The sequence below is a fragment of the Streptosporangium sp. NPDC048047 genome, assembly GCF_040653115.1.
Classification (GTDB): Bacteria; Actinomycetota; Actinomycetes; order Streptosporangiales; family Streptosporangiaceae; genus Streptosporangium.
Genome location: NZ_JBEZNH010000034.1, coordinates 37,121 through 50,223, shown reverse-complemented (window position 1 = coordinate 50,223; position 13,103 = coordinate 37,121). Strand labels below are relative to the sequence as shown.

Genomic DNA, 13,103 nt, shown 5'->3' with positions numbered 1-13,103 from the left:
CTGCGTGCCCCAAAGCTATGCGGCCGGGTCAGCGCGAGGCAAACGTTTTTCCATCCGTCCCGCCCGGCTACCCGAACAGCTCCCGGCCCCAGTAGTCGCCGGCGTCCCGGACCCCGGGCGGGCAGGCGAACAGGCCGCTGGAGACGTGCTTGATGTACTCGTTGAGAGAGTCGGCCTTGGCGAGACTCGTCTGGATCGGCACGAACTGCTTGCGCGGGTCGCGCTGGTAGGCGATGAAGAACAGCCCGGCGTCCAGCCGCCCCAGCCCGTCGGAGCCGTCGACGTAGTTGTAACCGCGTCTCAGCAGATGCGCGTTGCCGTGCGCCGAGGGGTGGGCGAGCCGTACGTGCGCGTCGGGTTTCATCGCGGTGAGGTCCACCGGGTCGAACTCCTGCTTCCTGCCGACCGGCGCGCCCTCGCCCTTGTCGCGGCCGAAGATGTCCTCCTGCTCCCGCAGGGGGGCGCGGTCCCAGGTCTCGATCATCATGCGAATCTTGCGGGTGACCAGATAGCTGCCGCCCGCCATCCAGCCGGGCCCGTCCGTCGCGGTGGCCCAGAGCTGGTCGCGTACCAGCGCGGTGTCCTCCAGCTTCATGTTGTTGGTGCCGTCCTTGAACCCCATCAGGTTGCGCGGGGTGGCCTGGGCGCGCGAGGTGGAGGAGGTACGGCCGAAGCCGAGCTGGGACCAGCGCACCGACACCCGCCCGAACCCGATGCGCGCCAGGTTCCGGATGGCGTGCACCGCGACCTGGGGGTCGTGCGCGCAGGCCTGCACGCAGATGTCACCGCCGGAGATCTCGGGGATCAGATGCTCACCGGAGAACTTCGGCAGGTCGGCCAGGGCGGCGGGCCGGCGGTCGGCCAGCCCGAAGCGGTCGTCGAACAGCGTGGAGCCGAAGCCGACCGTCAGCGTGAGTCCGGAGGCGGGCAGGCCGAGCGCCTCTCCGGTGTCGTCGGGCGCGCCCTCGGCCGGTCCCCCGACGGCGCCGAACGCCCCGGCCTCCTTGCCCTGGGTGAGGCGGGCGGCGGCGGCCGTCCACTCCTGCAGCAGGTCGACGAGTTCGGCCTTCTTGTCGGTGGTGACGTCGAAGGCGACGAAGTGCAGCCGGTCCTGGGCCGGAGTGACGATGCCCGCCTGGTGCTCGCCGTAGAAGGGGAACGGGTCGGAGGCGGATGAGACATGTGCGACCGGTGGGTCGGTCCTGAGCGAGCGGGCGGCGACGGCGGTGGTCCCTGCCGCCGCCACGCCGGCCGCGCCCAGGCCCAGCACCGCTCTCCGGCTCATGCGCTGGTTCATGGCGGCGCCTACCCGGCCACGACAGGCGCGATCTTGCTGATCGGCTCGGCCAGCGCGTTGATCACATCCGACAGGCTCTTCAGCTCCTCCTTGGACAGCTCGTTGTGCAGCCTCCAGCCGTTCCCCTTCTGGTGCTTGCCCAGTTCGGCCTCGGCGGCGGCGAACTTCTCGTCCAGGGTCTTGACCAGGTCGGGGGAGCGCTCCTCCAGAACGGGACGCAGCGACTGCACCGCCGCCTCGGAACCGGCCAGGTTGGCGGCGAAGTCCCACAGGTCGGTGTGCGACCAGATGTCCTCCTCGCCGGTGATCTTGCCTGTGGCGACCTCGTCGAGCAGTTCCTTGGCGCCGTTGGCCAGGTTGAGCGGGGTCAGCTCCGCGGCGTTGGCCTTCTCCACGATGGTCTTGACGTCGGCGATCAGCTTGTCGGCGACCGGGCCGTCCTTGCTGATGTCCTTGGTGATCCACAGATCCTTCTCGATCTTGTGGAAGCCGGTCCACTCCTCACCCTCGGCCAGGTCCGCCTCGCGGGCGTCGATGGCCGGGTCGAGGTCGCCGAAGATCTCCGCGACCGGCTCGATGCGCTCCCAGTAGGTGCGCGCCACCGGGAACAGCTCCTTGGCCTTGTCGATCCGGCCGGCCTTCACCGCGTCCACGAACTCCTGCGTCTTGACCAGCAGTGTGTCGCTCTGGCTCTTGACGTACCGCTTGTAGCCGGCGGTCGCCTCGGCGAGCTTGGCGTCCGCGTTCAGCGGCTTGTGCTCGCCGGTGACCTTCAGCGGGTTGCGGATGCCCTTGCCGGTCATGCCGGGCTTGCACACCGTCTCGTAGCTGCCCGCCGGCAGCTCGGCGATCAGCTCACGGGTCAGGCCCGGCACGATGTTCTCCACCTCGGCCATCACCCGGTCGCCCGGTGCGTAGACGTAGAACTCGGTGACCTTGCTGCCGCCGTTGGTGATGGAGAACGTGCTGGCGCCGGCGGCGACCTCGGAGACGGCGACCTTGCACTCGGTGTCGCTGGCGGCGACCGTGACCTTCGCGGGCTTGGCCGCCGCGCCGGGGCCGCCGGTGGCAGGGGTCTCGGCCGCACAGGCGGTGAGCGCGGCCAAGGCCAGGGCGCCGACGGCGAGACGGATGATGGCGGACATGATGCTCCTGTTCAGGCCGCGTGCGCGGGAGCGAGCTGCGTGCGTGAAGGACGCAGGAAGAAGTAAAGGGAGGGGATCACGTAGGCGGCCCAGGCGATGGTCTCCAGGACGCTGGGCTGCGGGGTGATGTTGAGCATTCCCGACAGCAGCGCGCCGTACCACGAGTCGGCGGGCAGGATGGCGCTGATGTCGAAGGCGTAGGTGTTCAGGCCGGGCAGGACGCCGGCCTCCTGCAGATCGTGCACGCCGTACTTGAAGATTCCGCCCGCCACCAGGATGAGCAGGAGGCCTGTCCAGGTGAAGAAGCGGGTGAGGTTGACGCGCACCGCGGACCTGTACAGGCCGTAGCCGAGCGCGACCGCGGTGAGCAGGCCGAGGGCGATGCCGATCAGCGGCTGGGAGGAGGCGGTGGCGCCCTGCACGGAGGCGAAGAACAGCAGCGCCGTCTCCAGCCCTTCGCGCGCCACGGCCAGGAACGCCATGATGACGACGGCCAGGGAGCCCAGCGCCAGCGCTTCGGAGAGCTTGCCGCGTAGTTCGCCGGACAGGGCGCGGGCGGCCCGTCGCATCCAGAAGATCATCCAGGTGACGAACACGACGGCGAGCAGCGAGGTGATCGCCTCGAACAGCTCCCGCTGCTGGAAACCGAGCTGCGCGGCGGTGAAGGTCAGGACCGCTCCGAAGCCGACCGAAAGAGCCACGGCGGTGAGCACGCCGACCCAGACGTGCGGGAGCTTGTCCCTGCGGTCGCTCTTGACCAGGAAGGCGACCAGGACCGAGACGACGAGCGTCGCCTCGAGCCCTTCACGCAGGCCGATGAGATAGCTGGCGAACACTGTTGCTCCAACTCCGAGGGTGATGAGCGCGAAATGGCGTTACGGCGTGGCAGGCGATCCGCCTGCGGGGCCCGGATCGCGCGCAGCGATGTTCATGACGGCGAGCACAGCATGCTCCTCAGAGTCGTCGGAGGAGAGCCCGGCCACGGCTCCGCTACTTGCCGTAAAAGTTAACATAGCCTCACCTAACTAACCAGGCGGCCCCCCGTCCGCGCGAGAAGGCCGGCACGCCGGAGCGGTTCCGGCGGATCCCGGGCCGCCTCCCCGCGCCGGCGACCGTTCCGGCCGCCGCCCATCCCGATCCGGGTCGCCGCCTCCTCTCCTGGAGTGTGCGGCCCCGGTCCGCCGGGGTTGCTCCTAGACTCTGGGCATGTCCGAGACGTCGTGGCACGAGCAACTACGGGCGCACGGTTACCGGGTCACCCCCCAGCGCCAGCTGGTGCTGGAGGCCATCAAGGCCGCCGGGCACGCCACCCCCGAGGAGATCTGCGCCAAGGTGCGGGAGACCGCGCGCGGGGTGAACATCTCGACCGTCTACCGCACCCTCGAACTGCTCGAACAGCTCGGCCTGGTCACCCACACCCACCTCGGGCACGGCGCCCCGACCTACCACCTGGCCGCCGACGCCGACCACGTGCACCTGGTCTGCCACGAGTGCGGTGAGATCGACGAGGTCGAGCCCGAGCTGGTGCGCGACCTCGTGACCAGGTTCGACGAGGAGCTGGGGTTCGCGGTCAACGTCCACCACCTGACGGTGTTCGGGCGTTGCCGTAAGTGCCGCTGAGGGCTCGTAGGCTTGGGACCATGCGAAGCCCTCTGCTGGACACTCCCGGCGCGGTCGCGGCCGAGGCCCCCGACGCCGACGTCGCCGGACACTACGGCGACCCGTTCGCCGAGCAGCGCGCGTTCCTCGCGGGCGAGGCGATGGTCGACCGGAGCAACCGGGAGGTCGTACGGATCTCCGGGCCCGACCGGCTGAGCTGGCTCAACGACCTGACGTCGCAGAAGCTCGACGGCCTGGCGCCCGGCGTGCCGACCCAGACGCTGTTCCTGGACGCCCAGGGCCGCGTGGAGCACCACCTGACGCTCGTCGACGACGGCGAGGCCGTGTGGGCGCACGTCGAGCCGGGCACGTCGGCCGGGCTGGTCGCGTTCCTGGAGAAGATGCGGTTCATGCTCCGGGTCGAGATCGCCGACGTGACCGGTGACTACGCGGTCGTCTCCGTCGCCGAGGGGACGACGGTCGCCCCGCCCGAGGGGTCCGTCGTCATCGGAGGCGACGTGCTGCTGCCGCGGGCGCTGCTGGCCGACCGGCTGGGCGGCATGGCCCTGGCCGGGCTGTGGGCCTACGAGGCGCTGCGGATCGAGGGGCACCGCCCCCGCCTGGGCTTCGAGACCGACCACAAGACGATCCCGCACGAGGTGGGATGGATCGGCCCGGCGCTGCACCTGAGCAAGGGCTGCTACCGGGGTCAGGAGACCGTGGCCCGGGTGCACAACCTCGGCCACCCGCCGCGCCGCCTGGTCTTCCTGCACCTGGACGGCAGCGTGGACACCCTGCCCCGGCACGGTGACCCGGTGACCTGCGACGGCGCGGAGGTCGGCTTCGTCGGCAGCGCCGCCCGGCACCACGAGCTCGGCCCGGTCGCGCTGGCCGTGGTCAAGCGGACCGTGCCGGTGGACGCCACGCTCCAGGCCGGGGGGGTGGCCGCGGCTCAGGAGATCGTCGTGCCGCCGGACGCCGGCCGCAACGTCACCATCGACCCCTCCCTGCGCCGCCGCATCCGCTGACACGACCCCGCCCTCCGGCGGCGGGCCCTGAGAGGCGAGCCCGGCCCTCGGCGAAGGGGCCGGGCCGCTCGCCGGCCCGGGTCCCCGGAGAGGCCCGGGTCCCCGGAAAGGTTCCGGCCGCCGGAAGACGGCCGCCGCGGGTCAGAAGGCCAGGGTGTGCAGAAGCGCGGCGGTCAGGGCGGCGCGCTCCACCATGCCGTCCATGCTGATGTGCTCGTGCCGGGCGTGCGCGCCGGCGCCGACCGCGCCGAGCCCGTCGAGGACCGGCAGGCCGAGCGCGGCGGCGAAGTTGCCGTCGCTGGCCCCGCCGACCGACCGCTCGCCCAGATCGAGGCCGAGCCGGGCGGCCACATCCCGGGCCTGCCCGAACAGCCGGGCGGTGCCCTCGCTCCGCTCCATGACGGGGCGGTTCCACCCGCCGGTGATCTCGATCGAGGCGCGGGGGTCGTGCGGGCGCAGGGCGGCGAGGGCGGCGTCCACCCGGGCCGCCTCACCCTGGCTGGCGACGCGGACGTCCACCTCGGCGCGGGCGGCCCCGGCGACGACGTTGGAGCCCGTGCCGCCCGAGACGACGCCGACGTTGACGGTCGTCCCGGCGTCGAGATCGGTGAGGTCGTGCAGCAGCCGTACGGCCCGCGCCAGCTCGTCGATCGCACTGGCGCCCTTGGCCGGTTCGAGGCCGGCGTGCGCCTCGACCCCGGTGAACTCCAGGCGGAAGATGCCGACGCCCTTGCGTTCGGTCTTCAGCGCCCCGTCCACGCTCGCCTCGAACACCAGCGCCGCGGCGGCGTCGCCGGCCGCCTCCTCGATCAGCGGCCGGGAGGCGGGGCTGCCGATCTCCTCGTCGCCGTTGAGCAGCAGCCGCAGCGGCGGCCGGGGGAGCCCGGCGGCGTCCAGCGCGCGCAGCGCCCAGACGAGCTGGACCAGCCCCGCCTTCATGTCGAAGACGCCGGGGCCGCTCGCCCGGTCCCCCTCGACGGCGAACGGCCAGGCGGCGAGGGTGCCGGCCGGCCATACCGTGTCGTAGTGGGCGAGCAGCAGGATCGGCGCGGTCCCCCGGCCCGGGTAGTCGTTCACCCGGATGTCGCCGTACGGGCCGCCGTCGATGCGCCGGGTGGCCGCGGGGGCGCCCAGCCGTTCGGCCAGGTAGCCGTCGAGCCACGCGAGGCCCGCGTCGAGCAGCGCCCTGTCGTTGCTGGGGGTCTCCAGCGAGACGTACTCCGACAGGTCGGCGAGCAGGTCGGCGCGGTGCCCGGAGATCCAGGCGTGCAGCGCCCGCGCGTCCGTCGCGCTTCCCGTGTCCCCCGCGCTTGCCGTGTCCTTCGTGTCCCGCACGTCGCTCACGCCCTCCGCGTCCACGTCTCCCGAGCCGCTCATGTCCGTGAAGTCTCCCGCGCTCATCGGGTGGCCTCCAGGTCGCGCAGGTGGTCCTCGCTCATCGGGACGCGCCCGGCCTCGACGTCGGCGAGGCGGGCGAGCACACCGCGGGTCAGCGGGGTGGCGACCCCGGCCGCGTCCGCCTCGGCGAAGACGGCCCCGTAGTGGTCGTGCACCTCGACGGGGCGGCGCCGTACGGCGATGTCGCGCCAGATCCCGCTGCGGTCCTTGGGCTGGGTGCGCAGCCAGGCGGTGAGCCGGTCGGTCGCCGCCTCGCGGGCGTCCTCCGGCGCGCCGGGCAGGTACGCCCCGGGATCGAACGCGTCGAACGGCTCCAGCCGGTGGCCCAGCCGCTCGGCGACCGCGAACACCTCGGCCACCAGGGCGTACATCAGCGGGCGGTGCCGGTCGATCAGGCCGGCCATCGGCGCGTCGGCCAGCGCGGTCGCGGTCAGCATGATCCCGAAGCCCAGCTTGGACCACAGGTAGCCGTTGATGTTCCCGGTGGCCTTGGCGCCCAGCCCGGCGAGGTCGGAGACGACCCGGTCGACCCGGGGGCTCGACTCGCCCGACAGTTCGCCGACCACGAAGGCGCCGGGTCCGCCGTCACGGATGACGCCCGGCTCCACCACGTCGGCGAAGAGGTTGACGAACGCGCCCACGACGCGGTCCGCCCCGACGTGCTCGGCGATGAGCCGCTCGTTGAGCCCGTTCTGCACCGAGACGACGAAGCCGCCGGGGGCGAGCCGGGGCGCGATCCAGCCGGCCGCGCCTCCGGTGGCCTGGGCCTTGACGCACAGCAGGACGTGCCGCAGCGGGCCGTCCACCTCCTCGGGGGTCGCGGCGCGGACCCGCGCGGTCTCGTCGCCCGCCGCCCCCCGGAGCACCAGCCCGTCGCGGCGGACCGCGGCGACATGTGAGGGATCGGCGTCGACGAGCAGCACGTCGTGCCCTCCCCGGGCGAGGTGGAAGGCGACGCTCCCGCCGATGGCCCCGCCGCCGACGATCGTGTACGGCGCGCCCGGGGAGACTCCCGCGGTCCCGGTGGTCGCTCCGGCCTCGGCGGTCCCGGTGGTCGCCGCGGTGGCGGGCGTGTGACGTGGCCCGGTCATCAGGTCAGCTCCTTTCCCCTGGTCTCGGGCATGGTGGTGTAGACGATCACGCCGATGAGGGCCGCGGCGACCACGTAGAGCCACACCTGCTCGCGGTAGCCGTTCGAGCTGAGCCAGGTGGTGACGTACGGGGCGGTGCCCCCGAAGACCGCGACGGACAGGGCGTACGGCAGGCCGATGCCGGTGGTGCGGACCTCGGCGGGGAACTGCTCGGCCATGACGACGGCGCAGTTGGCGGAGTAGCCGACCAGGAAGACCATGCCGACGATCTCGATGACGAGCAGGGCCCCGAAGCCGCCGTCGAGGAAGTGGAAGGCGGGCCAGGCGATGACGAGGAAGCCCAGCGCGAAGGCGGTCATCGTGGGCTTGCGGCCGATCCGGTCGGAGAGCAGGCCGCCGAACGGCAGCAGGATCAGGAAGACGACCACCGCGATGGTGTTGGCGAGCAGGGCCTGGTTCAGCGGGATGCCGGTGTCGACGTGGGCGTAGGTCGGCATGTAGCTGACCCAGATGTAGTAGAGCAGGGTTCCGGCGATGGTCACGCCGACGACGCGGAGCGCGGCCCGCGGGTGCTCCCGGAACATCGCGGTGAGCGGGTTGGCACGGGTCCGGCCGGACGCCTCGGCCTTGGAGAACGCCTCGGTCTCGGGGACCGAGACGCGCAGCCACAGGCCGATCAGGCCGAGCAGGCCGCCGATGGCGAAGGCGATGCGCCAGCCCCAGCTTCCCAGCGCGGCCTCGTCGAGGAAGGAGGTGAGGACGGTGCCGAGCGCCGAGGCGATCAGCACGCCGCCGCCGACCGAGACCTGCTGCCAGGACCCGGCGAACGCGCGCCGCCCGCTCGCGGCCGACTCGATGAGGAAGGCCGACGAGGTGCCGAACTCGCCGCCGGCGGAGAAGCCCTGGACCAGGCGGGCGAGCACCAGGACGACCGGCGCGGCGACGCCGATGACCTCGTAGCCGGGGCAGATCGCGATCACGAACGACGCCGCCGCCATCAGCGTGATGGTCAGCGTCATGCCCTTCTTGCGGCCGTGCCGGTCACCGTACACGCCGAGGATCGCGCCGCCGATGGGGCGCATGAGGAAGCCCACGGCGAAGACCGCCAGGGTGGACAGCAGGCTCACGGTGGGGTTGCCGGAGGGGAAGAACTGGCGGGAGAACACCGACGCGAAGGTGGTGTAGATGGCCCAGTCGACCCACTCGACGGTGTTGCCGATCGCGCCCGCGACGATCGCCCTGCGCTGTGCCGGAGTGAGGCGCGTGGCGGGCGCTCCGGTGGGTGTCTCGACGCTCATGGTGGTTCCTTCGATGCGCTCTCGGCCGTTCGGGCCGTTCGGGCCGGCCGTACGGCGGGCGGGGGCGGGGCTCATCACGTGGGCTCCGGCCGGCGAGCGGGGGCGGGGTCCACGGGGGACTCCCGCAGGACGTACCGGGCGACGTCGGCGTGGGTGGCGTACCAGACGCCGTCGTGCCCGGCGATGTGGTCGAGCAGCTCGGAGAGCGCCGCCATCCGGGAGCGGTGCCCGATGATGTGCGGGTGCATGGTGAGCTGGAACAGCCCGCCCTCGGCATAGGCGGCGTCGAACTCGTCGCGCCAGATGCCGGCGACGTCCCGCGGCGGGGTGTACGGCCGGAGCCCGCCGTAGCGCTCCATCATCAGGTACGGCGCGTCGTCCCTGATCCACTCGACCGGGATCTCCACGACGCCGGTCGGCTCGCCGTCGGCCAGCAGCTCGTACGGCTCGTCGTCGGCCATCAGCGAGGAGTCGTAGACCAGGCCGAGCTCCCGGGTGATGGCGAGGGTATGGTCGGAGAAGTCCCACGAGGGGGTGCGGATGCCGACCGGGCGGGTGCCGCTGAGCCGCTCCAGCGTGTCGGCGGCGCGGAAGGCGAGCTCCCGCTCGTCGACCGGGTCGAGCAGCATGTTGCGCTCGTGGATCCAGCCGTGCATGGCGACCTCGTGGCCGGCGGCGACGTAGTCGCGCACCTCGCCGGGGTGCAGCAGCGCGGACACCGCCGGCATGAAGAACGACGCCGGGATGCCGTGACGGTCCAGCAGGCGCAGGACGCGGGGCGTGCCAGCGCGGGCGCCGTACTCCCCCTGGGAGAGCTTGCCGGGCCGGGTCTCGCCCTCGCGCAGCGGGATCGTCTCGTGGTCGGAGTCGAAGGAGAGCGCGACGGCGACCCGGGCGCCGCCGGGCCAGGAGCCGGGGGTGAGACCACGCCCGGCGCGCACCCGGTCGACGTGGCCGCGCCAGGTCTGCTCGGACCACTGCCAGGGCTGCTGCCCGGGGGCTTCGGTGGGGTCGGGGACACGGGCGGTCATGGCGGTCACGGTTCCTTCCGGTCCGGTCGGGCGGCGGGGGTGGGGACCCAGGCCCGCTTGAAGGTGGTGAGCTGGAGGGTGACGTCGGCGGCCCGCAGGCCGGGCAGCGAGCCGACGTCGTCGGTCATGTAGCGGAACAGGTCGCCGTAGTGGCGCAGCGCCACCTGGGCGGCGAGGTTGAAGCGCCCCGTGGTCGCCGACAGGTAGCGGGTCAGGGGGTGCGCGGCGAGCTGCTGGCCCGCGGCCTCCAGCCGGCCGGGCTCGACCTCCAGCCAGAGCATGAACTCCACGGCGTAGCCGAGCACCTCGGGCTCGGCGAGCGTGCGGAACCGCAGGCAGCCCCGCCGGACGAGCGACTCGACCCGCCGCTTCGCCGTCGACTCGCTGCTGCCGACGGCCGCGGCGAGGGCCTTGTACGGCATCCGCCCGTCCCGGCCGAGGGCTTGGACGATCGCCTGCTCCAGCTCGTCGAGCCGTTCCGGGGGGCCGTCCCGGAACCGGTCCTCGAAGGGGAGCTCGGCCGCGTCCCGCAGCTCGGCGGCGGCCTCCGGGGTGAGGACGCCGGGGTTCCAGTCATGGTTGGAGACGAAGGTCCGGATGACCGCGTGCGTCTCGCTCTCGATGACCAGGTCACCGCCGGGCACGTCGGCGACCAGCACGCGGCCGAGCGCGGCGTGGTCGGGCACGACGAACTCGGCGACGCAGTCGGCGGCGCCGGACACCACCGCCACGAACCTCGCCTCGGGGCGGGCCGCGATCGCGCCGGCGACGTCGTAGGTGGCGCCGGGCCGGCAGCGGAACCGGGTGAGGACCGGCACGCCGAGACCGCAGCGCAGCACGTCCACCACGCCGATGACGCGGAGCATGCCGCTCTCGCCGAGGACGGCGGCGCGGCGGACCACGGTGGACTCGCTCGCGCCGACGAGGCGGGCGACGAGGCTCCAAGGGGCCCGCCCGTTCAGCTGGAGGGCCGCGACGATCGCGCGGTCGAGTTCGTCGACGGGGGCGCCGGGTTGCATGCGACCCAGGATTGCTGACGGAATCTCCCAAAAGCAACCCTAAACTGACGCTATCCATGATTTATGGGTAAAATCTGATTGATCAGGCATGGCGGACAGGGGGTGCGACCGGACGGGCCGCCCGGTCAGATGTCCAGCACCAGGGTGATGGGCCCGTCGTTGACCAGGGCGACCTTCATGTCGGCGCCGAACACCCCGGTCTCCACCCGGGCGCCCAGCGCGCGCAGTTCGGCGCACACCGCCTCCACCAGCGGCTCGGCCACCGGGCCGGGCGCGGCGGCCTGCCACGTGGGGCGGCGGCCCTTGCGGGCGTCGCCGTACAGGGTGAACTGGCTGACCACGAGCAGCGGCGCGCCCACGTCGGAGCAGGACTTCTCGCCGGACAGGATCCGCAGGCCCCACAGCTTGGCGGCGAGCCTCGCGGCCTCGGCCGGGGTGTCGGTGTGCGTCACCCCCACCAGCACCAGGAGGCCGGGCTCGTCGATCGCCCCGGTCGTCACGCCGTCCACCGTCACAGAAGCGGAACTCACCCGCTGCACCACCGCACGCATCCCCCCATCATCTCGCGCACCCGGTGACCCTAGAATCCACGCGAAAGGAGACAAAGGTGTCTGCTGAGTCGTTGGTTGTCGAAGTCGTCCGTTCGGGGTTCGTGGAGTCCACCCACCGGGCGCGGATGCTGGCCGTCGAGGCCGGCGGGTCCCCGGTGAGGGTGCACGGCGCGGTCGACGCCCTGGTGTCGCCGCGCTCGTCGATGAAGCCGCTCCAGGCGCTGGCCATGGTGCGCCACGGCCTCGCCCTGGAGGGCGAGCTGCTCGCGCTGGCCTGCGCCAGCCACTCCGGGGAGCCGTTCCACGTGGAGGGGGCCAGGAAGATCCTCTCCAGGGCCGGCCTGGACGAGAGCGCACTGCGCTGCCCGGAGGACCTGCCCGCGGACGACGCCGCCCGCGACGAGCTGCTGCGGTCGGGCGGCGGGCCGTCCCGCGTTCACATGAACTGCTCCGGCAAGCACTCGGCGATGCTCGCCACCTGCGTCGCCAACGGCTGGCCCGTGGAGACCTACCTCGACCCGGCGCACCCGCTGCAGCGGGCCATCCGCGAGGTGGTCGAGGAGCTGACCGGCGAGCGCGTCGCCGCCACCGGCGTGGACGGCTGCGGCGCCCCCCTGTTCTTCGTCTCGATGGTGGGCGTGACCCGGGCGTTCCGTGCGTTCGTGCTGGCCGAGCCCGGTAGCCCCGAGCGCCGTGTCGCCGACGCCTTCCGCGCCCACCCCGAGTGGACGTCCGGCACCCGGCGGCCCGAGGCCCGGCTGATGCGCGCGGTGCCCGGTCTGATGCTCAAGGCGGGCGCCGAGGCGTTCGACGCGTTCGCCTTCGGCGACGGGCGCGCCGGAACCGTCAAGATCGAGGACGGTGGCCAGCGGGCGCGGACGCCCGTCACGGTCGAGGCGCTGCGCGCGCTGGGCTTCTCCGGCGACGACCTCGACGAGCTGGCGGCCGGGGTGCTGTACGGCGGCGGCCGTCCGGTCGGCGAGGTCCGGGTGCGCCGCCCCTGACCGCTCGCGATCAGGAGATCCGCCCGCGCCGCCCCTGACCGCTCGGATCGAACCGCCCCGGTGGTCACGCGCCGCCGGGGCGGTCAGCCCTCGCCGAGCTCCTCGGCCACCAGCCCGGCCCCGATGCCCAGCAGCCAGACGTCCTTGACGATGCCTAGCCCTTCGGGGGTGGGGCGCAGGCTGCCCTGCCGCCGCAGGCCCGGGGTCCGCAGGTACAGGCCCATCAGCCCGCCGGCGAAGGCCGCGAGGGCGGCGCCGGCCAGCGCCGACGGCACCACGGGGAGCAGGAGCGCCGCGCCGAGGGCGATCTCCGACCTGGCGAGCCAGCGGGTGAACTCCTGCGGGTCCAGGTCCTTGAGGAACGGGTAGGTTCCGGCGGCCATGCCGTGGGTCTGCCGGGCGCGCTCGTCGTTCGCGGCGGCCATGGACAGCCCGGACTCCAGGATGACGAGCCCGGCGGCGACGCGGGCCGGAAGCTGGTGCGGTCGGGCGGTGATCCTCATGGCGGCTCCTCCCATCGCCGGTGAGACGGGCGGGGGACCGTGGTCCTTCCCCCGCCCGCGAGGCGCACGCCCGATTTGTCCTTTCTTGGGGAGGAGCCGTCCGCGGTCCTCCTGACGGGAGGCCGTCCACGGCCCGCCC

The 13,103-nt window shown here is 72.8% G+C and carries 13 protein-coding genes; 3 read left to right on the top strand and 10 right to left on the bottom strand.

Going from position 1 to position 13,103, the window contains the following annotated elements; genetic code table 11:
• Nucleotides 1–67: 67 nt before the first annotated feature.
• The 3 genes from efeB to efeU are packed head-to-tail and all read right to left on the bottom strand — an operon-like array spanning nucleotide 68 to nucleotide 3,278.
• Nucleotides 68–1,285, bottom strand: coding sequence for an iron uptake transporter deferrochelatase/peroxidase subunit (gene efeB, locus AB0D67_RS25705; RefSeq protein ID WP_362940789.1), 1,218 nt, complete (start codon nucleotides 1,283–1,285; stop codon nucleotides 68–70).
• A gap of 20 nt (nucleotides 1,286–1,305) precedes the next feature.
• Entirely contained in the window at nucleotides 1,306–2,442 is a 1,137-nt protein-coding gene (gene efeO / locus AB0D67_RS25700; RefSeq protein WP_362940786.1) for an iron uptake system protein EfeO, read from the bottom strand.
• A gap of 11 nt (nucleotides 2,443–2,453) precedes the next feature.
• Nucleotides 2,454–3,278 (bottom strand): iron uptake transporter permease EfeU, encoded by an 825-nt coding sequence (gene efeU, locus AB0D67_RS25695; protein WP_362940783.1) that lies wholly within the window; start codon nucleotides 3,276–3,278, stop codon nucleotides 2,454–2,456.
• 370 nt (nucleotides 3,279–3,648) lie between these two features.
• Between efeU and AB0D67_RS25690 the strand changes: the two genes are divergently transcribed.
• Together AB0D67_RS25690 and AB0D67_RS25685 are read left to right on the top strand one after the other, a co-directional pair.
• Nucleotides 3,649–4,062 (top strand): Fur family transcriptional regulator, encoded by a 414-nt coding sequence (locus AB0D67_RS25690; RefSeq protein ID WP_362940780.1) that lies wholly within the window; start codon nucleotides 3,649–3,651, stop codon nucleotides 4,060–4,062.
• Nucleotides 4,063–4,082: 20 nt separating this feature from the next.
• Nucleotides 4,083–5,069 carry a glycine cleavage T C-terminal barrel domain-containing protein gene (locus tag AB0D67_RS25685; RefSeq protein WP_362940777.1) on the top strand — a complete coding sequence of 329 codons (987 nt, stop codon included), beginning with the start codon at nucleotides 4,083–4,085 and terminating at the stop codon, nucleotides 5,067–5,069.
• Between the two features lie 141 nt (nucleotides 5,070–5,210).
• On the opposite strand, the gene AB0D67_RS25680 is transcribed toward AB0D67_RS25685, so the two are convergent.
• The 6 genes from AB0D67_RS25680 to dtd form a co-directional block, all read right to left on the bottom strand.
• Nucleotides 5,211–6,470: a M20 family metallopeptidase gene (locus AB0D67_RS25680; protein ID WP_362940774.1), complete on the bottom strand. Its 1,260-nt coding sequence runs from the start codon at nucleotides 6,468–6,470 to the stop codon at nucleotides 5,211–5,213.
• Nucleotides 6,467–7,558 carry a 2-dehydropantoate 2-reductase gene (locus AB0D67_RS25675; RefSeq protein WP_362940771.1) on the bottom strand — a complete coding sequence of 364 codons (1,092 nt, stop codon included), beginning with the start codon at nucleotides 7,556–7,558 and terminating at the stop codon, nucleotides 6,467–6,469. The genes AB0D67_RS25680 and AB0D67_RS25675 overlap by 4 nt, the downstream gene beginning before the upstream one ends.
• Nucleotides 7,558–8,856, bottom strand: coding sequence for an MFS transporter (locus AB0D67_RS25670; protein ID WP_362940768.1), 1,299 nt, complete (start codon nucleotides 8,854–8,856; stop codon nucleotides 7,558–7,560). The genes AB0D67_RS25675 and AB0D67_RS25670 overlap by 1 nt, the downstream gene beginning before the upstream one ends.
• Before the next feature lie 74 nt (nucleotides 8,857–8,930).
• Complete coding sequence (locus AB0D67_RS25665) at nucleotides 8,931–9,887, bottom strand: polysaccharide deacetylase (RefSeq protein ID WP_362940766.1); 957 nt, start codon at nucleotides 9,885–9,887, stop codon at nucleotides 8,931–8,933.
• Nucleotides 9,888–9,892: 5 nt separating this feature from the next.
• The gene (locus AB0D67_RS25660) at nucleotides 9,893–10,906 is read right to left on the bottom strand and encodes an Lrp/AsnC family transcriptional regulator (protein ID WP_362940764.1); all 1,014 of its coding nucleotides are present in this window, start codon (nucleotides 10,904–10,906) and stop codon (nucleotides 9,893–9,895) included.
• A 125-nt stretch (nucleotides 10,907–11,031) separates the two neighbouring features.
• A complete protein-coding gene (gene dtd / locus AB0D67_RS25655) occupies nucleotides 11,032–11,457 on the bottom strand; it encodes a D-aminoacyl-tRNA deacylase (RefSeq protein ID WP_362940761.1) in 426 nt (141 codons plus the stop codon).
• Between the two features lie 56 nt (nucleotides 11,458–11,513).
• Between dtd and AB0D67_RS25650 the strand changes: the two genes are divergently transcribed.
• Nucleotides 11,514–12,461 (top strand): asparaginase, encoded by a 948-nt coding sequence (locus AB0D67_RS25650; RefSeq protein WP_362940758.1) that lies wholly within the window; start codon nucleotides 11,514–11,516, stop codon nucleotides 12,459–12,461.
• Between the two features lie 83 nt (nucleotides 12,462–12,544).
• Here the strand turns inward: AB0D67_RS25650 and AB0D67_RS25645 are convergent, their stop codons facing one another.
• On the bottom strand, nucleotides 12,545–12,964 hold the full coding sequence (locus tag AB0D67_RS25645; RefSeq protein WP_362940755.1) for a hypothetical protein: 420 nt from the start codon (nucleotides 12,962–12,964) through the stop codon (nucleotides 12,545–12,547).
• Nucleotides 12,965–13,103 lie beyond the last annotated feature (139 nt).

Coding starts and splice junctions, on each gene's coding strand:
- AB0D67_RS25690 (WP_362940780.1), top strand. CDS start 3,649: ATGTCCGAGACGTCGTGGCACGAGCAACTACGGGCGCACGGTTACCGG.
- AB0D67_RS25660 (WP_362940764.1), bottom strand. CDS start 10,906: ATGCAACCCGGCGCCCCCGTCGACGAACTCGACCGCGCGATCGTCGCG.
- AB0D67_RS25665 (WP_362940766.1), bottom strand. CDS start 9,887: ATGACCGCCCGTGTCCCCGACCCCACCGAAGCCCCCGGGCAGCAGCCC.
- efeB (WP_362940789.1), bottom strand. CDS start 1,285: ATGAGCCGGAGAGCGGTGCTGGGCCTGGGCGCGGCCGGCGTGGCGGCG.
- AB0D67_RS25670 (WP_362940768.1), bottom strand. CDS start 8,856: ATGAGCGTCGAGACACCCACCGGAGCGCCCGCCACGCGCCTCACTCCG.
- efeO (WP_362940786.1), bottom strand. CDS start 2,442: ATGTCCGCCATCATCCGTCTCGCCGTCGGCGCCCTGGCCTTGGCCGCG.
- AB0D67_RS25675 (WP_362940771.1), bottom strand. CDS start 7,558: ATGACCGGGCCACGTCACACGCCCGCCACCGCGGCGACCACCGGGACC.
- AB0D67_RS25645 (WP_362940755.1), bottom strand. CDS start 12,964: ATGAGGATCACCGCCCGACCGCACCAGCTTCCGGCCCGCGTCGCCGCC.
- dtd (WP_362940761.1), bottom strand. CDS start 11,457: ATGCGTGCGGTGGTGCAGCGGGTGAGTTCCGCTTCTGTGACGGTGGAC.
- AB0D67_RS25685 (WP_362940777.1), top strand. CDS start 4,083: ATGCGAAGCCCTCTGCTGGACACTCCCGGCGCGGTCGCGGCCGAGGCC.
- AB0D67_RS25680 (WP_362940774.1), bottom strand. CDS start 6,470: ATGAGCGCGGGAGACTTCACGGACATGAGCGGCTCGGGAGACGTGGAC.